General features: G+C 43.8%; 17 protein-coding genes. 8 read left to right on the top strand and 9 right to left on the bottom strand.

The window, feature by feature from the left end; all coding sequences use genetic code 11:
- Positions 1-102: 102 nt before the first annotated feature.
- From ACE1CD_RS10650 to ACE1CD_RS10640, 3 genes are all read right to left on the bottom strand, one after another.
- Positions 103-1014, bottom strand: coding sequence for a hypothetical protein (locus ACE1CD_RS10650; protein WP_374799407.1), 912 nt, complete (start codon positions 1012-1014; stop codon positions 103-105).
- 681 nt (positions 1015-1695) lie between these two features.
- Complete coding sequence (locus ACE1CD_RS10645) at positions 1696-2961, bottom strand: WD40 repeat domain-containing protein (protein ID WP_374823803.1); 1266 nt, start codon at positions 2959-2961, stop codon at positions 1696-1698.
- A 22-nt stretch (positions 2962-2983) separates the two neighbouring features.
- The gene (locus ACE1CD_RS10640; RefSeq protein ID WP_374823800.1) at positions 2984-3610 is read right to left on the bottom strand and encodes a hypothetical protein; all 627 of its coding nucleotides are present in this window, start codon (positions 3608-3610) and stop codon (positions 2984-2986) included.
- A 600-nt stretch (positions 3611-4210) separates the two neighbouring features.
- Between ACE1CD_RS10640 and gatA the strand changes: the two genes are divergently transcribed.
- The 5 genes from gatA to ACE1CD_RS10615 all read left to right on the top strand — a co-directional run bounded on the left by gatA (position 4211) and on the right by ACE1CD_RS10615 (position 12822).
- Positions 4211-5671 carry an Asp-tRNA(Asn)/Glu-tRNA(Gln) amidotransferase subunit GatA gene (gene gatA / locus ACE1CD_RS10635; RefSeq protein ID WP_374823797.1) on the top strand — a complete coding sequence of 487 codons (1461 nt, stop codon included), beginning with the start codon at positions 4211-4213 and terminating at the stop codon, positions 5669-5671.
- Positions 5672-5821: 150 nt separating this feature from the next.
- Positions 5822-6688 (top strand): alpha/beta hydrolase, encoded by an 867-nt coding sequence (locus ACE1CD_RS10630; RefSeq protein ID WP_374823794.1) that lies wholly within the window; start codon positions 5822-5824, stop codon positions 6686-6688.
- Positions 6689-6696: 8 nt separating this feature from the next.
- Positions 6697-10662 carry a DNA polymerase III subunit alpha gene (gene dnaE, locus ACE1CD_RS10625; protein ID WP_374823791.1) on the top strand — a complete coding sequence of 1322 codons (3966 nt, stop codon included), beginning with the start codon at positions 6697-6699 and terminating at the stop codon, positions 10660-10662.
- 8 nt (positions 10663-10670) lie between these two features.
- The gene (locus tag ACE1CD_RS10620) at positions 10671-11465 is read left to right on the top strand and encodes an LAGLIDADG family homing endonuclease (protein ID WP_374799386.1); all 795 of its coding nucleotides are present in this window, start codon (positions 10671-10673) and stop codon (positions 11463-11465) included.
- On the top strand, positions 11449-12822 hold the full coding sequence (locus tag ACE1CD_RS10615) for an OB-fold nucleic acid binding domain-containing protein (protein ID WP_374799384.1): 1374 nt from the start codon (positions 11449-11451) through the stop codon (positions 12820-12822). Before ACE1CD_RS10620 ends, ACE1CD_RS10615 begins: the two co-directional genes overlap by 17 nt.
- Here the strand turns inward: ACE1CD_RS10615 and ACE1CD_RS10610 are convergent.
- The 4 genes from ACE1CD_RS10610 to ACE1CD_RS10595 form a co-directional block, all read right to left on the bottom strand.
- Positions 12819-14801: a protein kinase gene (locus ACE1CD_RS10610; RefSeq protein ID WP_374799382.1), complete on the bottom strand. Its 1983-nt coding sequence runs from the start codon at positions 14799-14801 to the stop codon at positions 12819-12821. The genes ACE1CD_RS10615 and ACE1CD_RS10610 overlap by 4 nt on opposite strands.
- A gap of 259 nt (positions 14802-15060) precedes the next feature.
- Positions 15061-15393 carry a DUF3593 domain-containing protein gene (locus ACE1CD_RS10605; RefSeq protein WP_374799380.1) on the bottom strand — a complete coding sequence of 111 codons (333 nt, stop codon included), beginning with the start codon at positions 15391-15393 and terminating at the stop codon, positions 15061-15063.
- Positions 15390-15698, bottom strand: coding sequence for a DUF2499 domain-containing protein (locus ACE1CD_RS10600; protein WP_374799378.1), 309 nt, complete (start codon positions 15696-15698; stop codon positions 15390-15392). The genes ACE1CD_RS10605 and ACE1CD_RS10600 overlap by 4 nt, the downstream gene beginning before the upstream one ends.
- A gap of 168 nt (positions 15699-15866) precedes the next feature.
- Positions 15867-16058: a DUF1816 domain-containing protein gene (locus ACE1CD_RS10595; RefSeq protein ID WP_374799376.1), complete on the bottom strand. Its 192-nt coding sequence runs from the start codon at positions 16056-16058 to the stop codon at positions 15867-15869.
- A 282-nt stretch (positions 16059-16340) separates the two neighbouring features.
- On the opposite strand from ACE1CD_RS10595, the gene csaB reads away from it, so the two are divergent.
- Both csaB and ACE1CD_RS10585 read left to right on the top strand, forming a co-directional pair.
- Entirely contained in the window at positions 16341-17387 is a 1047-nt protein-coding gene (gene csaB / locus ACE1CD_RS10590; protein ID WP_374799374.1) for a polysaccharide pyruvyl transferase CsaB, read from the top strand.
- A 673-nt stretch (positions 17388-18060) separates the two neighbouring features.
- Positions 18061-19527 carry a hypothetical protein gene (locus ACE1CD_RS10585; protein WP_374823788.1) on the top strand — a complete coding sequence of 489 codons (1467 nt, stop codon included), beginning with the start codon at positions 18061-18063 and terminating at the stop codon, positions 19525-19527.
- A 205-nt stretch (positions 19528-19732) separates the two neighbouring features.
- Here ACE1CD_RS10585 and ACE1CD_RS10580 read toward each other — a convergent pair whose 3' ends face one another.
- The gene (locus ACE1CD_RS10580) at positions 19733-20116 is read right to left on the bottom strand and encodes a hypothetical protein (RefSeq protein WP_374799370.1); all 384 of its coding nucleotides are present in this window, start codon (positions 20114-20116) and stop codon (positions 19733-19735) included.
- A 48-nt stretch (positions 20117-20164) separates the two neighbouring features.
- Positions 20165-22372: a flavin-dependent dehydrogenase gene (locus tag ACE1CD_RS10575; RefSeq protein ID WP_374823785.1), complete on the bottom strand. Its 2208-nt coding sequence runs from the start codon at positions 22370-22372 to the stop codon at positions 20165-20167.
- A 151-nt stretch (positions 22373-22523) separates the two neighbouring features.
- Between ACE1CD_RS10575 and ACE1CD_RS10570 the strand changes: the two genes are divergently transcribed.
- Positions 22524-22757, top strand: coding sequence for a hypothetical protein (locus tag ACE1CD_RS10570; RefSeq protein WP_374799366.1), 234 nt, complete (start codon positions 22524-22526; stop codon positions 22755-22757).
- The last annotated feature ends 16 nt before the right edge of the window (positions 22758-22773 follow it).

Here is a 22773-nt window from a genome sequence, read left to right as displayed (position 1 = left end):
TGTGCTTACACTATCCAGTATGCTTGTTTTTTGTTGCCAACAAAAGAGAGGCGATCGCACCTATTGGGAGCGATGCGGTTGTGAGATCGATCGCCTAAAATTTTATCTCCTAAACCTATCTAACAATTCATCTTTGGATAATTGCAGCAGCAATCTGCTAAATTCTTCTGGTGGTAATTGTAGTAATGGTTCGATAATTACCCGCAGTTCCTCATCCAAGTTACCAAAACGAACTCTCAATAGATTTTCTACAACAAGACGTTCTCCTTGCTGAATTCCTCGTTGTACACCTTGTTGAATTCCTTGTTGTGTCGCCTCATCTAAGCGTTCTAAATAAAGTGGTGATAATTCCATAATTAACTCCCTGTCTTCTGGCTCTAAATTTTGATTTGTTTCTAGGATGACGCGCAGGTTATACAATAACTCTAGCGCATTTACTCGCAATGGGTTATCTTCTGGAAGTGCTGTCAATTCGTTAATAGCTTGTTTTTGTACTGTTCCCTTACCCAGGATTCTCAACCAGAGTGTTTCTGGGGTGCGGGGTAATTGGTGGATGGCTACAATTGCTGTTTTGAGATACTCTGGGAGCAAATAAACCCCTGGTAGCCAGTTTTCTAGATCCGGAATTGCGCCAAAGCCCTCTAATAACAGCGGCGATGCTGTGGGAGAAAGAATCCACAATTTTGGTAAGTCAGCTTCGTTAAGGCGAACATTTTCTTTTTTCATCTGACGTTCTTTGTCGGAGTGAACATCAAATAATTTGCCCATACAACTGCGAACTTGACTGGCGGTTACTGCATTGCGGAATGGTTCAAAAATAGCGGGTTTAGTAGCAAATCGTCCCAGTAATCCCAAGGTTTGAGCTTCGCTGCTTGGTGTTGATGATGGGGTAAACCAAACATCAATTTCGCGCACTTCTCCAGCTACGTTGCGGTTGGTTTCTACTTGTCCTAATGGGGTTAATAATTCTTTCAAGTAGTCTTTGGCAAATTGGTCGTGGGGGAAACGAGTCATTATTGAGTTTGATAGATGCTATAATAATTATATTCTATATTTCGCTACACAAGGCGATGCAATTATATTAAAATCATAAGTTAATTTCGGTTATGCTTAAAATAAAATAATCTTAATAACAAGTTTGTCGCTCTTTTTAGCATCAGCACAAAAAAGAGCGATATACCTCCGGCACGCTGAGCGATAATGTTCCGCATCGCGATCCCACATTACATAATTGCTTGTTAATTGCGATGGCTGCTATTGAAAATAGTTCGATCGCATTCATAATATTGGCTGCAATTCCACTGTTATTTTACATATCACGATATCGATTATGCCAAAGAAACCCGGTTTTTCTAAAAAACCGGGTTTCTGAGAGAGTTGGCGATCGCACTTTTTCCGATCATCACAAAAAAGAGCGATCGCACCTTACATAATTGGTTACTAATTGCGATCGCTAATATTGAAAATAGTTCGATCGCATTCAGAATATTGGCTGCAATTCCACTGTTATTTCACATATCAAGGTATCGCTGATGCCAAAGAAACCCGGTTTTTCTAAAAAACCGGGTTTGTGAAGGAGTAGGCGATCGCAACCACATTGTATTTTTTCAACTAAATCTTAGCAAAGAAAAAGCAAAAATTAAAATGTAATTAAACCGTGAAATATGTATCTGTTTATTTTTATTACTTTTTCTGTTATTCATTTGCCTGCCAAATTCTAATTTTACCATCCTTACTCCCACTAGCCAGAGTCCAATTATCTGGGCTGAACTTGACTGAAAGAACCCGCTCTGCATCAGAAATAACAGTAATTAATTCTCTTGTTTGAATATTTAATATCCTTATTGTTCGATCCTCGCTACCACTAGCAAGAATTTGCCCATCTGAACTAATGGCAATCGAATTAACGGTGTTTGAATGTCCCTCAAGAGTACGAATTAGTTCTCCAGTACGTATATTCCAAATCTGGATATTTGCACCTTTAGCAGTAAAGAGAGTTTGACCGTCAGGGCTTATAGAGGCGGTAGAAATAACATCTCCTCGGTTTGTACTTTCAATAGTGCGAATCAATTCTCCAGTACGTAAATTCCACAAGCTGACCTTAAACATACTAGCAGCCGCCAGAATAGTTCCATCTGAACTGATAGATATGTGTCCAGAAGATTCTACATTTCCAGGGAGCGCTTGCTGTAGATCTCCTGTTCGCAGATTCCAAAGCTTGACTTTATTATCCGACATCCCACTGACAAGAGTTTGACTATCAGGAGTTATACCAACCACACTACCCGCTCCAGAAAGACGGTATAATAAATTCCCTGTATTAAGATTCCAGACTTCAACTATTCCATCACAAGCACTAGCAAGAATTTGTCCATTAGAACTAATAGCTATAGTCCGAAAAAATCCTCCAATTCCAGAGAAACTGCGAACGAGTTGCCCCGTCTCCATATTCCAAAGTTTGATAGTTTTTTCATAGCCACTACTAATCAAACTTTGGCCATTGGAACTAATAGCAATGGATGTCACCCAATTATCTGAATGCGCGTTGATGCTGTGAACAAGTCTGGCATTTTGCCAAGCTTGAGGATTCAACTTTCCAGTTATATTTGAGGTCGCCGCTCTTTGAATTCTAGCAGAACTTTCACCACAAGATAAATAGCCTGAATTTACCCAACCTTCTAAACCATTAACTTGACTGTTTGGCCCCTCTAGTACGCGGACATAAACCCAAGGGGTAGAACCTCTCCTGAGTAAGGCGACGGTGTTGCCTTTATCAATTCCTGCTCTGGCGTTACCATTAGGAGTAAAACGGAGTGCAAGCTGGCCTGTTTGGATGTTGATAACAGTGCAAGTTGCTTGTTGAGCTATGAGGTGGGCTTTGGTCGTTAGGGAAACATTTAGACCCGCTACAGAAAGCGAAATGAGAGGAATAGCGACTAAATGATTGCTTAGGTTATTCATATTAATTTAATTCTGCTCGTCTTCAACGGGGGCCTGCTTCAATTGCTGAATTTGCTATTTGAATTAGTATTCTTTCTTCTCCATTCTTCATTGAGACTCGATACAAAACTTCCTGATATTGCCACTCAATTGACGCGGTGCAGTAAGCCCCACAGCCGTTGGTAAAAATTCCTCTGATTCCGCGAGCTAGTTGAACGTTTTTGAAGACGGCATTAGTGGAACCTGCCACTGAATCTGGCGTAGCAGGTTGTTCGCCTCTTTGAGCCGACAATTCTCCAATAGCGCAGGGGGTTGCATCGCAATTAGGCGTAGAACCTATACCAACGTTATACCCATTCGTTTCTGCATAACTATTAAAGTAAAGCCGTCCTGAAAACGGCAGTCTATTTGGCAGAAAGATTGGAATTTGTGTCTTACCTTTGATCTGCCGCAAGATACGACTCACAGGGAAAACCATGCCTGATTGACTTACTAAAGTTTTAGTAGAATGATCCGGCTGAGGTGAGTGCGACCCCTGCATCGAATTGTCTGTGCTTTTATTTATTAGTTGGACTGACGCTAATGCAGTGTTTTTTGGAACCACTGACCAAGTTAAAATAGCAACAGCGATCGAAAGTAGCAATAAATTTTTAGAGTAAATATTAATCATTTTTTCAGTTTTTCAAAACCGCTTCAAACTTAGTAGCTTTCAACAGATCTGGTATTCTTTGACAGTACATATTAATCGCATCTTAATAACTTCTTTAAACTCTGTCCATTGATGATATTACGTATATAAAATATTGTTATATTAAATGACGGGTGAATCACCGATCGATAATTGATTTACGTAAACACGCTCCCGCCGTCAGCAGTGACACTATTTTCAGATTATTTTGGCTCCGACAAAACTTATTTACTGAAAAATACCTTATAATATAAGGCCATAAAATTTTGCAGATTTGAAGTGCTTCTTAACAAATCTTTACTTAATGCTGAGTCGTAATTTATATTTTTGCGGTATAATAAAAGGTTGTTTTAATTTTAAGTAATTTTTCGGATGACTCAGTAAATGTACTTATTTAAACAAGTAGGGTGCGTCAGAAGGTGAAATTTTTAGCTTTTCACCTAAATTCTGGTAGGTGACTCACCCTACAGCCCACCGACCGCCGACGACTGACCACTAACGAAATCGCTTTGCTGTTAAGCAAAGAGGATGTCAAACTTAAGATCCAAGCTATAAGTGAAAACGAGGTCTTGAGGTAACTGCATGGCATCCATCCGCGAGTTGCACCAACAACTCATTAGCAAAGAACGCTCTGCTGTAGAAATTACGAAAGAAGCGTTAGAACGCATTGAGGCGCTAGAACCCAAGCTGCACAGTTTTTTGTGCGTAACCGCAGATAGAGCCATAGAACAGGCAATGGCGGTGGATGCCAAAATCGCCGCCGGAGAGGAAATAGGGCTGCTGGCGGGCATTCCGATCGCGATTAAGGACAATATGTGTACCAAGGGGATTCGCACTACTTGCGGTTCCCGGATTTTGGAAAATTTCGTGCCGCCTTACGAGTCCACCGTTACCCAAAAACTAATGGATGCGGGTGCGGTAATGGTGGGCAAAACGAATATGGATGAGTTCGCGATGGGCAGTTCTACGGAAACTTCTGCCTATCAACTCACGGCTAACCCGTGGGATTTGGAACGAGTACCGGGTGGCTCTTCTGGGGGTTCGGCGGCGGCGGTGGCGGGGGGAGAATGTCTTGTTTCTCTCGGTTCGGATACGGGGGGTTCGATTCGGCAACCGGCGTCTTTCTGCGGTGTGGTAGGATTGAAACCGACTTACGGGCTGGTTTCGCGTTTCGGTTTGGTAGCTTACGCTTCTTCGCTGGATCAAATTGGGCCGTTTGGTACTACGGTGGAGGATACAGCGATTTTGTTGGGTGCGATCGCAGGTTACGACCCCAAAGATTCTACTAGCCTCAACGTGCAAATTCCCGACTATGCCAAAAATCTCAAACCCAATCTCAAAACTAGAGGTGTTCTCAGAGTTGGTGTGATTTCGGAAACTTTCGGTCAAGGTTTAGATCCCGCAGTGGAAAAAGCCGTGACGAAAGCGATCGAAGTTCTCCAAGAATTAGGGGCGGAAATTCACGTTATTTCTTGTCCGCGATTCCGCTACGGTTTGCCTACTTACTATATTATTGCTCCCTCGGAAGCATCTGCTAATTTGGCTCGTTACGATGGAGTGAAGTACGGTTTGCGGACAACAGATGCCGATAATTTGCTAAATATGTATACCCAGACTCGCGCTGCTGGTTTTGGGACGGAAGTTAAGCGTCGGATCATGTTGGGAACTTATGCTTTATCGGCTGGATATTACGATGCTTATTATCTGAAGGCGCAAAAAGTTCGCACTCTGATTAAACAAGATTTTGAGAGTGCTTTTGAAAAAGTTGATGTTTTGGTTTGTCCGACTGCTCCCACGACGGCGTTTAAAGCTGGTGAAAAAACTGAAGATCCGTTGAGTATGTATTTATCGGATTTGATGACAATCCCGGTGAATTTGGCTGGGTTGCCCGGATTAAATGTACCGTGCGGTTTTGATGAAAAGGGACTGCCGATCGGTTTGCAATTGATTGGTAATCTGTTGCGTGAAGATCAGTTGTTTCATGTGGCTTATGCCTACGAGCAATCTACTTCTTGGCATCGTCGAAAACCTCAGTTGCTTTAACTCAGATCTTGCACCAGGCTAAGAAACCGGGTTTCTTGTTAATAGGAAAACTAGAAAGCTTAGATTTTTGCTGAAGAAACCCGGTTTCTCTGGTCTTTTAGTAGGGTGGGCAATGCCCACCTTACCTACTAATTAATCTGTATGTCAAAAATGCCAATTACATTTCTATTGAAGTTAGTACAATTTTGCGGTGGATTGGTTGCGATCGCATATTTGTCTGCCTGTATATATCTTGTTTTTTGGCAGAATCGCTTTATCTTTTTCCCATCTTCTATAATCGAAATAACACCAACAGGTTTGGCGAGTTTCGAGGATGTTTGGTTGCCAGTATTAGGTAATTCTGGCAAAGTGGAACGCATCCACGGTTGGTGGATTCCCGGAGAAGGGAAACAAACTGTATTATATTTACATGGGAATGGCATTAATATCGGAGCGAATGTTAACCATGCGATGCGGTTTCACAAACTCGGTTTTTCGGTATTGCTAATAGATTATCGCGGTTACGGACGCAGCGAAGGTGACTTTCCTACGGAAGCAAGCGTTTATAAAGATGCGGAAACGGCTTGGCATTATTTAACTGGAGAAAGGCAGATTTCGGCAAAGGATATTTTTATTTACGGTCATTCTCTGGGAGGTGCGATCGCAATCGATTTAGCAGCTAAACATCCAGAGGCGGCGGGTTTAATTGTGGAAAGTTCGTTCACCTCAATGCGGAATATGGTCAACGAAAGACCTGTTTTTCAATTGTTTCCGGCAGATCTCATTTTACACCAGCGGTTTGACTCTATTAGTAAGGTGCGATCGCTGAAAATGCCAGTCCTCTTTATTCATGGTATGCTAGATACCGAGATTCCCTATGGCATGAGTAAAATGCTGTTTGCCGCCGCCCCATCACCCAAACGTCTTTTCCTCGTTCCCGATGCGGGACATAATAATGTCGCCAGTATTGCTGGCGTTGCATATCTCCAAAATGTACAAAATTTCGTTGAATTAGCCACACATTCAATTAATAAATAAAAAATCCTATGTCTTTTGTTGGTTTGCACACTCACAGCGATTATAGCCTACTGGATGGAGCGAGTCAGCTAAACGATCTGGTAGAACGAGCCATGCAGTTAAATATGCCTGCGATCGCACTTACAGATCACGGAGTTATGTATGGTGCGGTTGAGCTAATTAAACTTTGTCGCGGGAAAACAATTAAGCCAATTGTTGGCAATGAAATGTATGTGGTCGATGGCGATATTGAAAAAAACGAACGGGGTAGAAAAAAATATCACCAAATTGTTTTGGCTAAAAATACTCAAGGTTACAAAAACTTAGTAAAATTAACCACAATTTCTCATCTCAAAGGTATGCAAGGGAAAGGTATATTTGCCCGTCCTTGTATTAATAAACAACTCCTCGCCCAATACCGCGAGGGTTTGATTGTCACCAGCGGATGCCGTGCCGGTGAAGTACCCCAAATGATTTTGCAAAACAAGCTGGAAGAAGCACGCGATTGCGCCAAATGGTACAAACAAACTTTTGGCGATGATTATTATTTAGAAATTCAAGACCACGGTTATATAGAAGACCGTATGGTTAATGTCGAACTGGTCAAAATTGGTAAACAACTTGATATTAAAATTGTCGCGACAAACGATTCCCACTTTACATCTTGCTCGGATGTAGAAGCGCACGACGCACTGTTATGTATTAATACTGGCGATCTTTTTGCCGATGAAAACCGCAAGCTGCGGTATAGCGGTACGGAATATCTCAAATCAGCAGATGAGATGAAACATCTGTTTCGAGATCATTTGCCGGATGATGTAATTGCAGATGCGATCGCCAATACATTAGAAGTAGCAGAAAAAGTCGATTTTTACAATATTATGGGGGAACCGCGCCTTCCCCATTATCGGGTTCCCAAAGACCACACAGCAGACACCTACGTACAGGAAAAAGCTTGGGAAGGACTGGTAGAACGCCTCCAAGTTAAAGCTCGCAGCGATGTCAAGCCCGTATACGCAGAACGATTGGTGTACGAGCTGAAAATGATTGAAACGATGGGATTTTCTACCTACTTTTTAGTTGTTTGGGATTACATCAATTTTGCTAGAAGCAAAGGTATTCCAGTTGGGCCAGGAAGAGGAAGCGCCGCCGGTTCTCTGGTTGCTTATGCTTTGCGAATTACTAATATTGATCCGGTGCATCACGGCTTATTATTCGAGCGCTTCTTAAATCCAGAACGAAAATCGATGCCTGATATCGATACGGATTTTTGTGTGGAAAGACGAGATGAAGTAATTGAATATGTTACCGAGACATATGGCAAAGATAAGGTAGCGCAAATTATCACTTTTAACCGCATGACTTCTAAGGCTGTTTTGAAAGATGTCGCCAGAGTTTTGAATATTGATTATGGCGAATCTGACAAAATGGCTAAGTTAATTCCCGTATCGCGAGGTAAACCGGAAAAACTGGCGGTGATGATTTCCGATAAAACGCCGGAACCGAGTTTTAAAGCAGCTTATGAAAATGATGAAATTAAGCCGAAAGACCGGAATGGCAATGTCAGCGAATTCACTTTCCGCCAGTGGGTGGATATGGCAATTCGCATTGAAGGTACAAACAAAACTTTTGGTGTCCATGCGGCGGGAATTGTCATTTCAGCCGAACCTCTAGATGAAGTTGTCCCGCTACAACTGAATAACGATGGTGCTGTGATTACCCAGTATTCTATGGAAGAGTTAGAATCGCTGGGTTTGTTAAAAATGGATTTCTTGGGTTTGAAGAACCTGACTACAATCCAAAAGACTTTGGAATTAATTAAGAAAAACCGCAAAATTAAAATCGATCCCGATGATATCACGCTTGATGAGAGAAAAAATCAAGAAATTTTATCAAAGGGCGAGGTTAAGAAGCCTGGTAGCGAGTTTAAAACTACTTATCAGGTTTTGGAGAGAGGGGATTTAGAAGGAATATTTCAGTTGGAATCTTCCGGGATGCGTCAGGTAGTTAAAGACTTGAAGCCATCGAGTATAGAAGATATTTCTTCAATTCTAGCTCTCTATCGACCTGGGCCATTGGATGCGGGGCTGATTCCCAAATTTATCGATCGCAAACACGGTCGAGAAGCGATTGTTTACGAACATCCGCTATTAGAACCTATTCTTGAAGAAACTTATGGTGTGCTTGTTTATCAAGAGCAAATCATGAAAGTAGCTCAAGATTTGGCAGGCTATTCTTTGGGACAAGCCGATATATTGCGCCGTTGTTTAAGTGGAGCAACAAAAATAATTGATGCTGCGACTGGCGATTTGATTACTTTAAGTGAGATAGCTGCAAAACCTGAGTATTGGTTAGGACGAAAAGTCTTTTCTCTTGATTTGACAACTCAGAAGATTACTCAGCAACCAATTATTGAAATTCATGATAACGGCGTGCGGGATGTCTGGGAGATTACAACTAAAACTAACCGCCAAATAAAAGCGACAGACGATCACCTTTTCTATACGCTTTTGGGATGGAAACCTCTCAAGAATTTCCAAGTAGGCGATCGCATTGGTTTGACAAAGACAATTCCCATCACTCACACCTCTGAAATTTCAGACTCTCAAATCAAGCTGACTGCGTATTTAATTGGTGATGGACATCTCTCTACTAGACAAGCTTATAATAGCTATTTCTGCAATAGCGATCCGGAATTGATTGCTGATTTTAATAATTGTGCGTCAGAACTATTTGGCTCACCTGCACCACTGGATACTCAATTGCATTTAGGTCGCAAGTCTGTAACTTACGCTCGGATTGGTTTGGTTCCGGCTTTTAAACACTGGGTAGACAACCACATAAAACGCGCTCATTCAAGAGATAAAGAAATTCCTGGCTGGGTTTTTTCTTTATCCAAGAGTCAGTTACAGCTTTTTTTGGGAACTTTGTGGTCAACTGACGGCAGCTTTGATACTGCGATAGGACATACAGATTATACATCAACATCAAAAATTTTAGTCAGACAAATTCAGCACTTATTACTGCGGTTGGGTATTGTTGCTTTGTTTGATGTGAAAACCATCACCTATCAAGGTAAGCCTCACGTTTCTTATCGAGCGCAAATTACAGGACGTGAGGATATGCTTAAGTTTTGTGAATTAATTCAACCCTATTTAAGTAGCTATAAACGCCAAAAAGCAGAAGCTTGTTATGCGATCGTAAAAGATAAGCTAACCAATCAATCTAAGCATACAATTCCAGCCGAAGTTATTACGCTAATTGCCAACGCTAAAAAAGCTAGTGGGATGACTTGGGAGGAAATTGACTGTGCTGTGGGAGCAACAAAAGGAGCGATGTCTTCTGGTTTGAATTTCCAGAAAACTCCGACTAGAAGTTTATCTCGTCATCGAGTTCGCAATTTTGCGATCGCTTTCCAGCACTCGGAGTTGAGAGCGATCGCAGATTCGGAAGTATTTTGGGATGAAATTGTTTCTATTCAATACGTCGGCAAAGAAGAAGTCTTCGATATAACTATTCCGAAAACTCATAATTTCATCGCCAATGATTTTATCGCCCATAACTGCATGGGTAAAAAGAAAGCTGATGAAATGCAGAAGCAAAGAGAGACTTTTATTGAGGGTGCGACAAAGAATGGAATTAAAAGGCAACTAGCCGAATCGCTATTCGATCAAATGGTTTTGTTCGCTGAATATTGCTTAAGTTATGATAGTGAAATACTGACGGTTGAATATGGGCCAATGCCGATCGGTAAAATTGTTGAAGAGGAGATTGAATGTACTGTATACAGCGTCGATAGCAATGGTTATATATATACACAACCTATTGCCCAATGGCATCATCGCGGAGAGCGAGAAGTTTTTGAATATTCTTTGGAAGATGGTTCGGTTATCCGAGCAACTCAAGATCATAAGTTTATGACTGGGGATGGTCAGATGTTACCGATTGAAGAAATATTTGCCAGAGGATTAGATTTAAAGCAAGTAAAATTGTGAGAGGGAATGTGATAAAGTTGGTTCCATATAACCAGTTAACTACTCAACAAAAACAAGAAATTATTGAGGCATTTAATGCTGGTCGTCAATGCAGAGACATTCCCAACCAAATTGGCGTAAGCGGTAGAGCTGTTGCGAGAGTGCTAAATGAAACTGGCATCAATACTAAACGCAGAAACCGCTATACTTTAAATGAGAGCTACTTTGATGTAATTGACTCTCATGTTAAAGCCTACTTGTTAGGACTGATAGCGGCAGATGGCTGCGTTACTAAAACTAACTATGTGGCTTTTGAGTCTATTGATAAGGAATTGACAGACCTGCTCAAAACAGAACTGCAATACTCCGGTAAAATTAGAATAATTAAGCCTAAAGACTACGCGCCTCACTACCGAATTAATTTTTCTTCGCAAAGAATCGCTAGTTCTTTGTCTAGCTACAGTATCGTAACGGGACGAACTTTTTCTGGTGCTTATTATTTTCCAGGTTCAGAATATTTGTCTTCCTATGTTTTAGGTTACTTTGATGGGGATGGTTGCGCCTATGCGAACGAAGGTAGAAGTGGAGGATTAGTCTGTATTGTCGGCTCTTTGGAATTTACGTATGAATTAGCAAAGCGTTTAAAAATGGGTTCTGTAGAACAACATACACTAAAAAAAGTTTATTATTGGAGAATACACAGTCGCGAAAATATAGAAACATTCTATAATTTAATGTATCAGCATGAAAATATAGGTCTGCAACGTAAGAAAAGAAAGATTGAGCAAATTTTAGGGAGTTACAGACGTGGTAAAAATTATTAGCCGCAAATCATTAGGTACTCAAACTGTCTATGATATCGGGGTTGAGCGCGACCATAACTTCATTCTAGCAAATGGCTTGGTTGGTTCTAATTGCTTCAATAAATCCCATTCTACTGCCTATGCCTACGTCACTTATCAAACTGCTTATTTAAAGGCAAATTTCAAAGCGGAATATATGGCGGCGTTGCTGACGCATAACAGCGATGACCAAGATAAGGTGAAAAAATATATCGCTAATTCTCAGGAGTTGGGAATTACGGTAGAAGGGCCGGATGTTAATCGGTCTGATGTGACTTTTACGCCGTCTCATGGTAAAATATTATTTGGTTTGTCGGCGGTGAAAAATGTGGGGGCGAATGCGATCGCAAACATTTTGGCAGCGCGAGAAGAAGGCGGCGAGTTTAAGGATTTGGCAGATTTGTGCGATCGCATCAACTTGCACACCGTCAACAGTCGCGCTTTGGAATCCCTGATCAGGTGCGGTGCATTGGATAAGCTAAATCCCAATCGCCAACAATTAATCGCGCATCTACCTTTAGTGGTAAGTTGGGCCCAGAAAAGCAAAGATACCGACCAACAACCTACACTTTTCGATCTGGAGTCGGTGAGAAGTCCCGCACCGAGAGCGCCGCAGATAAACGATTTCCCAGTGAAGGAAAAGTTGCAATACGAAAAAGAATTGCTGGGTTTTTATGTTTCCGACCATCCGCTAAAATATGTGGAAAGATTTGCGAAACAGCAGGGAATCGAATTGATTTATCTCAGTCAAGTAGAGGATTGGCGATCGAGAAAACCCATCAGTGCAATTGTCATGCTGACAGACGTTAAACAGCTATTAACTAAAAAAAGCGGCGAACGGATGGCAATTTTACAACTGGAAGACCTCACCGGGAAAGGGGAAGCTGTTGTTTTTCCCAAAACTTATGAAGTTGTTCACTCATCCCTTGTCACAGATACGCCAGTCATTCTGCGCTGTAAAATAGAAAAGCGAGAAGATCAGGATCGCAATCAAATCATTGTCGAAGAAGTCACCCCAATTGAAGCCGAACAGCTAGCAGTTTCAGAACAAATCCTACCGATAGAAAACGATCCAGAACCTGTGGTGATACTAGAACTAACTTTACAACAAATGAGCGACGAACAAAAACTCAAACATTTGAAAATGATTTTCCAAGAATACTCTAATAACACAGAGGCAGAAAAAATTCCCGTTATCGCTATTCTGGCGGGAGAACATAGCCGTCAGCTAATTAGATTCGGAGAAAAATATCGCTTACAAGATCCCGAAGGAGTTGTCTCTCGCCTCAACAACGATGGATTTTCTGCCTGTACCAAACAATTAAAAATTAATTTTTAACCCACCCTTTGCCAAATTTTGATTGTGTTATCCCAACTGCCGCTGGCCATAATCAGTCCATCAAAACTGATTGCCAAAGAGTTAACCGGGTTGGTATGCTCTTCTATAGTATCGAGCATTTCTCCGGTGGCTAAATTCCAAATTTTGATCGTTTTATCGCTACTACCGCTAATGATGTATTGTCCATCAGGAGTAACGATAACAGAATTAACAGCCCCTGAATGATCGGCAAGAGTGCGAATGATTTGTCCTTTCGCCACATTCCACAGCTTGATTGTTTTGTCCTTACTGGCGCTGACCAAGGTTTTCGCATCCGGGGTAAAAGCAACGGAATGTACTGAATTTAAATGTCCGTTGAGAGTGCGGAGGAATTCTCCCGTGGCATAATTCCACAGCTTGATTTGATTGTCAAGGCCACCTGTGGCTACTATAGGCGTATTGGGAGCGATCGCGAGCGACTGAATCATCCCGGCTGGTCCCAAGAGAGTGCGGACTGGTGCGCCTGTTTGCAGTTTCCAAACTTTGACCGTCCTGTCTTCGCTACCGCTAATGAGAGTTTGTCCGTCCGGACTGATGGCGATCGAAGTTACATCCCGATTATGTTCCGTTAAGGTGTGTAGCTGTTTGCCAGTTTGAATATCCCAAATCTTCACTCTGTCGTCATCGCTGCAACTGACGAGAGTTTTGCCATCCGGATCGATGGCGAGAGCATTAACTCCCTTGCTATGTCCGGTGAGTGTTTGTCGCAATTCACCAGTTTGCAGATTCCAAATTTTAATTGTATCGTCTAAACTACCGCTCGCCACAAGTTGCTTAAAAGGACCGATCGCCACGCACATCACCCAGGATGAATGTCCCACAAGAGTTTTTACGCATCGCCAATACTTACTGGAAGACTTAGAAACAGACAATCCCGACGCCGGAGTAGCCGCAGTAAAACGTTTAGAAATGGGCGGTTGCGAAAGGGGTGGGCGCGAGGTAGTATAATTAGGAGCAATCGGTCTGGAAGTAGGTTGTTTGGAAGTTGGCGGTGGTGTAACTTTTGCCGGTTGTTTGGAGATCCCAGGCGATACAGAAGCTTGGGAGGTTGCAGAATTAAGGTCTTTGAGCACTTCATCCGCCGATTGGTAGCGTTGGCTGACCAAATCTTGCAGCATTTTATCCAAAACCTGACTCAAGCGATCGCTTACTACCCTTCCTTTTTTGAGCAAATGTTCTCTCCATATCCAGCGACCGTCCAAAGGATTGTAGAGATTGTCCGGTTTAGTTTGGGTCATCAGAAATATGCAGGTTGCGGCCAAACTGTATATGTCGCTGGCGGGATAGACTTGACCGTTTCGCAGCTGTTCTAGGGGTGCGTATCCTTCCGTACCGATTCTCGTTCCCGGTTGAGGTGTTTCGGTTTCCGTCATTTGCTTGGCGATGCCGAAATCGATCAGCACTAATTTACCATCGATGTTGCGGCGAATGATATTCGTGGGTGTGATATCCCGGTGAATTACTTGACGAGAGTGGATAAACTTGAGAATTGGCAGGATATCCAGCAATATTTCCCGAATCTTATCTTCCCCAAACGCTCCTTGTCCTTGCAATTCTTGAAATAAATTTTTGCCTTCGATAAATTGCTGTACCAGATACAGCCTTTTCTCATGCTCGAAGTAGGCTAGCAGGGTGGGAATTTGGGGATGTTCTCCCAGTTGGTGCAGTCGCACTGCTTCTTGATTGAAAAGTGCGATCGCTTTTTCTAACGATTTCGTTCCTTGCGCTTGCGGCGAAAATTGTTTAATCACGCAGCTCGTTTGCAGCCTATCTTCATCTACCGCTAGATAGGTTTTGCCAAATCCTCCCTGACCGATCGGTCGGACGACGCGGTAGCGATTTCGCAACAGAGGCTCTATTTTTGCCCCGCAACTTTGGCAGAATTTAGTACCTTTAGGATTTAGGGGCTGCTGGCAGCTGGGATTTAAACAACAATTCATAATTAGTTACGGATTAATTGGGGAGAGGCACGCTTCACTTTTATTTTCTTCCTCAATCGCGAGTCTTGCCTGTCGCGTCGCGTTCGCTGGGAGGGTTAGGATGAAATTGTGCGGCTCTCGTCGGTTAAATTTGATAAACTAAAATCTCACGTAAGGTGCAGGTGATGCGCGATCGCAAACTGCATTCTCTGTTGTTGTTGATTTGATTTTCAGGGAAGCCATATTTTGCCAGAGCGCAGTACGGCAGTTCCCCAGGCAGCTAAATTTTCTGTTTGGGCGATCGCTTGCTCTCGATTACCGCCTGTCTGAAGCCTAGCACAACCAGAATATTTGAGAGCGTCAAGAAAAATTCTGCGCCCCCGTGCAGCCAATCCACATTGGCTAAAGACTTTTCATATGCTATTTTGGCGTAAATCCCAGCGGGTATGGTGACGCCCACAAATACCAACGTCATATAAAAACCGATCAAGGCTAAACGCGGCATTTGTCCGGAACGGGTGATAAACCACAAGAAACCCAAGTAAGGAAACAGAGATAGGGCAAACAGGGCATCTTTGGAAATGTGAAATGTAAACCATGAAGGAGATATCACGATTGCGCCTTCCCTTTTGCAGAACGCCAAATCCACCAACCCGCCGCTAAAAGGGTAAAGTTACCCACCACTGTCATGGTAGCTTGCAGGGTGACGAGCCACTCAAACGATGGCGGGTTATCGAAAAAGTGCCAAGTGCAGGCACACATAGCGCTGATTAACGCTGGCAGCATGGCGATGGACAAAGCCCACCACGCTCGGTTACCGCTAACTTCACCGTAAGTCCAAATTAACCAGATAGCCGCTATCCACTCGATAACGCTCGAAATATGTATAATCCAGGTCGGTATTGAAAGCGCGTACACAACGATCTTATAAAACAGACATTCTCAATCATATAACGCTTGTGGCTTTATCTTTTTACCTGTGAAGCCGATGTCTGCCAAGACAATATCGCCAGTCGCGATCGCGACTAACTTTCCATCCCATTTTCCGATCGCGCTACCAAAACAATTTTTTCATATTGGTAGCGCTCAATCCTGACAAATAGTTAATTCTACTGGATCGGATAATTTAATTTGGGCATAAATTTCTCCTACGCCCTCCTGTTTCAAGTCTTCTATGTAACCTGACTGTTCTTCTTGAGCTTCTTTTAAACTATCGAAAGGCCCAAAATAGTAGATACAGTATGGATCTTTGGTAATAATCTCCAGCCACCAAAACATTTACTACCTTCCCTTTTTTAAATCGACATTATGCAATCTTTTTGATTTTTCGTCAAAACCTGGGGCTGATTTAAACTTCTATATTTGGCGCTTATAACAAATTAGCGAAAACACCTTCTAACTCTGCAATTTACCCATTTTTCTACTTCTGCGACTTTGCTAGCTATGAGAAAAACTGATAGTTTTTTGCAGAATGATTAGAAAAATATGATATTATCTCCACAATTATGCCTCAACTAGAAACGAAAAACTGATAACGAGAATACATTTGAGTAAAAAATTATGGGAAAGATGCGGGCGGTTTTGTGCGGCTACTACGGTAAAGGCAACGGCGGCGATGAAGCCTTGTTAGCCTCGCTGCTGCAAATGTTGCCTTCTCATGTAACGCCCGTGGTACTTTCTGGCAACCCAAAACAGACACGGAATCGCTATAAGGTGGAAAGCTGCGATCGCATGGCACCTGTCCAAATTTGGCAAGCTTTGCGCCGAGCGGATGTGCTGATTTGGGGCGGAGGCAGTCTCATGCAAGATGCGACCAGCGCCGCCAGCCCACTTTATTACGGTGGCTTGATGGGATTAGCCCAGCAGCTGGGCTTGAAAACAGTTGCCTGGGCGCAAGGGGTCGGGCCTTTGCAACGCAATCTGACCCGTGCGATCGCCCAGCGCGTGTTTGCGGGTTGCTCGGCAGTGAGCGTGCGCGATCGAGCTTCAGCCGCCTTACTTTTAAATTGGCAAATTCCCTGTTGGCTGGCTCCCGATCCAGTATGGGCGCTGGATGCTATACCCGTGAAGAATCTTTGGGATTTACCTGCACCCAGAGTGGCGGTGACGTTGCGATCGCATTCTCAGCTAACTCCTGCCCGACTCGATAACTTAACTCGTGCTTTGGTTAACTTTCAAAAGGCAACTCAAACTTGTATTTTGTTAGTGCCGTTTCAGAAATCTCAAGATTTGGCGATCGCGCAATCAATTCAATCGCAAATGTCTGATGTCAGTCATATTATCAGTTTGGAAGATCCCAGGCAATTGAAAGGCTTGTTTCGGGGAGTGGAAATGGCGATCGGGATGCGCTTGCACAGTTTAATTATGGCAGCAGCAGAAGAATGCCGTTGTTTTGCGCTCAGCTACGACCCTAAAGTTAATCAATTGATGGCCGAATTGGAAATGCCAGGTTGGGATTTAGATCGCATCCCGGATGACCCAAATTTTATTTGTCAAACTTGGTTGGAATGTTACGCTAATGGTGATGCTTTATCGCCCGCTCGCATTCAATCTTTGGTAGACCGATCGCTGATTCATCGCGATTTGTTACATCAAGCTTTAAGTTAGGAGTTAGGGGTTAGGGGTTAGGGGTTAGGGGTTAGGGGAAGATAAAAGTCAAAAGTTGAAAGTCAAAAGTTGAAAGTTGAAAGTCAAAAGTTGAAAGTCAAAAGTTGAAAGTTGAAAGCGTCGGTTGACCTTTTTGATAAGAAAATCCTATTGTTTTTTGGTTTTTAGATTTGTAGTTTAAATTTCTGTCGCGATCGTTCAGAGCAAAGCCAAGCAAATAATTGCGAAAAATTATCATTTATTCGACGAAATTGCGCCACTTGACAGATTGGGCAAAAATTTGCTAAAAAAATAACTAATGATATATTGCCCAGATTGTAAGCATACGCACAAAAAAGCGATCGAGCGAGAAGCGCAGTTTTGGTAGAAAGGCTAGGAATATTGGGCAATATAACCAAAAGAGATTTTTCGGGTGCAGACGAATAAGCAGTAAATCTCGAACGCTGGGGGCAGAGTCAAAGCACGAGTTTTTTTCACTCAGACAAGCTACCTAGAAAAGAGATATTTACAAAAATGTCTAATTATGTTAAAGAAGATTGGTTGCCCAGCACAAGGCTGCACAGCGGTAGAGACATAAAACATCAAAACAAAAACTGCCGATATGAGGTAGGCTAATGAGAACGAGGCGACCAGTGCGCGAATTAGCATCCCCAACTCTCAGCAAGCAACAGCGATGAGTGAAGCCCAAAACGATAACGGCAAAGCCATATCCGATTCCACCGAAGCCCTCAACGGCCCAGAAGAAACGATCGTCGATTTGGCAGATTTGGCCGATGAAACAGAATCGGACGATCGGCCAGAAAAATTGCAAACAGAATCCACGTGGCCAACTCCTGAGTTAGAACCAGAAGATATCAGGACGGTTTTGGAAGATATCGTGGATAGCGATGACGAAATATCCGAAGCGCTGGCTTGGCAATCGGATGCAGATGTGCTGGAACTGGTCGCCTTAAGCGAAGCGCTGCGCGAGCAAAATACCGAGCTGATCGAACATACAGAAGAACTGGAAAATCTACTGGACGAGTGCCACAATGCTTTGCAGGCGCAGATCGAACGCACGCAAGTCGCAGAAACCAAACTTGTAGAACAAACCAACCAGATCAAAGTAACGCAAGAACAATTAACGCGCCTGTTTCGGGAGTTGGAGAGTTCGCATCAAGTTGCCCAACGTCAGCAGATATTGATCGAAACGCTCAACGACCAGCTGCAAAGTTCTCAAGAACGGGTGGCACAATTAGAACGCCAATGCGCTCTCACGCAGCAACGCTACAACGAACAGTCGCAACTGCTGATGCAAAGCGAAACAGCTTGTCGGGAATTGCAAGACCGTCTGCAAAGGCAACAACGCTATACCCTGCAATTCAAAGCGGCGTTGGATAAGTGTCTCGATATGCCTGGGATTAAGGAATTTTCTGGCAGCACGAGTAGCCCCGCTCTGCCTGCTGTGGCGGAAAGCAATCACGAAAATACTTTGGAAGTGCAGCGACTGGTGCTAAAACCACAACCGATCCAACCTTGGTCAGCAGAATTGGAATCGGACGATCGCGATATCGCTGCTGAAGATACGGAACTCGGATATCTAACAACCCACCCAGGCGCGAGGGTAGAGTTACCCAGCGCGGATATATCGTCGATCGCAGATGAAGAAGAAATAGATATAGATAAAGAGGAAGAAACTATAATCAACCCCTTCTTTAGTGCTGCCGAATCGAATCTGAGTTTGGCATCGAATGTACCGACATCACCTGCAAGCGATTCTACCCTCGATATCAACAAAACGGAAGTAGAACTTTGGCAAGAGTTGGAAAGGCTCACTCAAGATACGGTGTTGCCGGAAAATGTTGCCTTAGCAGGCGATCGAGTGGCACTGGAAGCATACGGTAATTATATCCCGCCGTTGCACGATGCGATCGCTACTGGGTCGGAAACTGGAGAAGATGCTGCGAAACACGAAGAAGAATCGATCGCCAAACCTGCAACATCCGATTCCTCTATTGTACCTGCCCTTGCTGGTAATGAATCGATCGCGCAGACTCCTAACTGGCCTTCTCCGGTAGTTTACCCGCAACGCCATCCTAAGAAAATTAAATCATTAGCGGCGATCGATCTTCCCAGTTTTCCGAGAATTAAGAAGGCGTAGACCCCACCCCCAACTCCTCCCCGTCTAAGGCAGGGCTAATTCGTTGTCGTCAAAGAAAATTGATGGGCAGGGGAGCGGGGGAGCAGGGGAGTGGGGGAGTGGGGGAGCGGGGTCGCGGGGGAGCGAAAGAATTAATTTTTGACTTTTGACTTTTGACTTTTGACTTTTGACTTTTGACTTTTGACTTTTCTAGCCCCTCTCTTTCTTACTGCCAATCGTCACCAGTCAATCTTTTTTGTCGAATAGGTGCAAATAAACCAAGGGCAAAACCCAAAGCAGTCGCTACTGCAAAACGATTTTCAGGTAGGAGGAAAAGCCCCACCAATCCCAACAGTGCTGCCACGAAGGACGCTCTTTTAATCCGTTCAATTAACTGACTGTACTTAGGTACTGGTTTTTCCTCCAGCGCTTTTAAAGTAATTTCAGCGCTATCGAGTTCGGCGATAATTGTCTGAATTTGCTTACCCGTCTCCCGTTCGATGCGTGCGATCGCTTCCCGATCTGCTTTGATGGGAGAAACTGACAACCGCAACAGAGATTCTTTTAAAGGGATGCTGGATATAATTTCGCGACTATCTTTGCCATTCATTTGTGCTAAAATTGGGAACGAGGAAAAAGAACAAAACAGATTTCTTGCTTAATTTTTCATTGTTAATTGCTCACCTCGTCGCGAATTTTGATATCCTAAAATATGAAAACTGCGCGGTTTCGCTCGCCCCATACCAGCAGTAAAGGCGTAACTTTGGCTAAGCAACCACAACCATAAGCTAGGAAAGCTTTTTTCTAACCAAGGCTGTTGCTGCGCCAACCAATTTGCAAACCAACCGCCCAGCAACCAACCGCATAAAGCGCCCAGGGTAAAGTCGAGGTAGCTTCCCAACCAACGCAACATATCTTTGACACCGGCTAGTTCCCATATCCACACCAGCAAAGCTGGATTTATCCTAGCGGCTTTGAGTGCCAGCCGATTAAAAGTCATCCAGTCTGTTTTATCTTTAATAAATGTCTCCGCCACATCTCTAGGTTCCCCTGCCAAAATACCAAAAAAGGTATTGAGCATAGCATTAATTCGCTCTGGTGGCAAGTGCCGCCCGGTAGGAACCATCATACCTTTAGAAAATAACCAAGTGACGGAAATATTGCTTTGGTAAGCGCGAATTTGGTTCAAATGGTTTGCAGTTAAAAGGTCGTGTTTGAGAGCTGTATCCAAAAGATGAGTTAAGCGCCCCAGATTGCGAACTAGGGAACCAAAACCGGTGAAGACGAGTGGAGATTGGAGAGAGGCGGCGTCACCGATCGCAATTAATCGATCGAACGCGACAGTGCGATCGCGACTTCCCACGCTAAAATGTCCTGGTATATAACCGAACGTCGGCTTTTTCCAAACCAACTTATCCATATCGCAGCGGCGATACTCCGGCAATATGGTGAAAAAGTCTTCGTACATCTCCAGCAACGAACCGGGATTTTTGGCATTCACCTCATGATAGTGAAACAAATAAATGGTGAGATCGTCGCCTTCCGCTGGAAATAACTCCCAAATTAACTGACGCCCTCGCGAAATATCTCCGTGACTGTAAAGCACATCGCCATACTGTGCATCCCACACACCCGGCTCAAATCCGCTCAATACAGCTCCTACCGTAGGACAAACACTGTCAAAAGCGCGACCGCCGTTGAGCTGCCAAGCTATGGGTGAAGCCGTTCCCATCGCATCCACCAGCAGACGTCCGCTGGCTTGTCTCTCTGTCCCTGTCGGTAAGTGTTTCACAGACACAACAACTTGTTTCTCTGATATATCCGCCCTGATAAACTCGCTTTCATCCCAAATTTCACCCCCAGCCGCTCTTAACTTTTCTCCGCACACACGCAGCAGTTTTTCCGCATCCAAACCGACATTTAATACTGTTGGCGTATGCAATACGGGCGCTTTTAAGTGTTGGGGATTGTTAGCGTCGAAGAATTTGCTGAAACCATCAACATACTCCCGCGCAATTAAATTTTCAAACTCCGCTTGCGTAAATAAACCCAAATCGATCGCAGTTTGGAACTCATTGCGCGAAATATTCCATTCCCGATTCATCCGTCCAAAAGGCAACCGTTCCACCAGCAGCACCCGGTAGCCCAATTGCGCCATCACCGCCGCATGAATAACTCCCAAAGCTCCACCCACATAAATTAGGTCGTAAGTTGGTGAGGAAGAAGCATTCCCCCCCTCTCCCGCTCTCTCCTTCTCCCCTCCCCGTTTCGCGGGGAGGGGTTGGGGGTGGGGTTGCTCCCCTCCCTGTTTCGCGGGGAGGGGTTGGGGGTGGGGTTGCCCCTCTCCCGCTCTCCCGATCTGCGAAAACACAACTTGCTTTGGCTGCTGCGGATTGCGAACGCCTTCGCGCCAACGTTGCTCCCACCAGTAAACGCGGTTAAGATCGTATTCCCCGTTAGGCATTTTTTGGAAATAGCGAACTGTTTGGGGGTAATAGGGGGCTAGGGCATCAAAAATCGATCGCTCAGACAGATCGATCGCTGGTGGTTCTGGATATTTGTGCGGAAACTTGATTTCGATCTGTGTAATTAGCCGTTGCAAGATTTGCTTTTCTCTGGGGATTGGCTTATCTGACCACCGGAAGACCTTTAAATACGTCGTTCGCTGCACCGACCAGACGAAAGCGCAAAGCTCTGGGGTTTCTGGAATTGTTGTAACATAGCTTGTAGTATTTGGAAATCTGAGGCGAAAACCATCGGGGGCGATCGCTTTTTCGCCCCAGCCTGGGTCAAATACGTCTTGTAACCAAGCACGGACGGCTGTCGTATCCGGGGTGGGAACTTCCAAGTATAGAATTTCTTTCATTTTGGAGATAAGTGTGCTGCTTAAGTACTTAAAAAGATGGAGTTGACAAAGGCTGAAAATACGGTAAACTTCCGGATACTCAACAATGTCTTAAAAAACTTTACAATTTTCTCATTTTTTTGAAGCTAGTATATACCTCTGTAAATTCGCCATGAATTATTCCATTCCAGCCAGCCCTCAAGAAGTGGTGGCTTTAAAGCAAAAACCTGTAGATGAAGAAATTGTCGCAGCAGCGATCGCGGGTGTGATTAAGATTTCCCGCTCCCAAGGCAAATCCTTAGACGAGTTAACTGCTGAAGTGCTGGCGGATGACAGGCTTCTGGATCTGTCGCAACGGCGTTGGCTGAGCGATGTTGTTGCCCAAGCCTGGGAAAAGTTATCTTAAACCTAAAAAATCCGAT

It is taken from the genome of Aerosakkonema sp. BLCC-F183 (genome assembly GCF_041929145.1).
Taxonomy (GTDB): Bacteria; Cyanobacteriota; Cyanobacteriia; order Cyanobacteriales; family Aerosakkonemataceae; genus Aerosakkonema.
Note: the sequence above shows the minus strand (reverse complement) of the source record. Positions and strands in the feature narration are given on the sequence as shown.

Coding starts and splice junctions, on each gene's coding strand:
- ACE1CD_RS10650 (WP_374799407.1), bottom strand. CDS start 1,014: ATGACTCGTTTCCCCCACGACCAATTTGCCAAAGACTACTTGAAAGAA.
- ACE1CD_RS10645 (WP_374823803.1), bottom strand. CDS start 2,961: ATGAATAACCTAAGCAATCATTTAGTCGCTATTCCTCTCATTTCGCTT.
- ACE1CD_RS10640 (WP_374823800.1), bottom strand. CDS start 3,610: ATGATTAATATTTACTCTAAAAATTTATTGCTACTTTCGATCGCTGTT.
- gatA (WP_374823797.1), top strand. CDS start 4,211: ATGGCATCCATCCGCGAGTTGCACCAACAACTCATTAGCAAAGAACGC.
- ACE1CD_RS10630 (WP_374823794.1), top strand. CDS start 5,822: ATGCCAATTACATTTCTATTGAAGTTAGTACAATTTTGCGGTGGATTG.
- dnaE (WP_374823791.1), top strand. CDS start 6,697: ATGTCTTTTGTTGGTTTGCACACTCACAGCGATTATAGCCTACTGGAT.
- ACE1CD_RS10610 (WP_374799382.1), bottom strand. CDS start 14,801: ATGAATTGTTGTTTAAATCCCAGCTGCCAGCAGCCCCTAAATCCTAAA.
- ACE1CD_RS10595 (WP_374799376.1), bottom strand. CDS start 16,058: ATGTTTTGGTGGCTGGAGATTATTACCAAAGATCCATACTGTATCTAC.
- csaB (WP_374799374.1), top strand. CDS start 16,341: ATGGGAAAGATGCGGGCGGTTTTGTGCGGCTACTACGGTAAAGGCAAC.
- ACE1CD_RS10585 (WP_374823788.1), top strand. CDS start 18,061: ATGAGTGAAGCCCAAAACGATAACGGCAAAGCCATATCCGATTCCACC.
- ACE1CD_RS10580 (WP_374799370.1), bottom strand. CDS start 20,116: ATGAATGGCAAAGATAGTCGCGAAATTATATCCAGCATCCCTTTAAAA.
- ACE1CD_RS10575 (WP_374823785.1), bottom strand. CDS start 22,372: ATGAAAGAAATTCTATACTTGGAAGTTCCCACCCCGGATACGACAGCC.
- ACE1CD_RS10570 (WP_374799366.1), top strand. CDS start 22,524: ATGAATTATTCCATTCCAGCCAGCCCTCAAGAAGTGGTGGCTTTAAAG.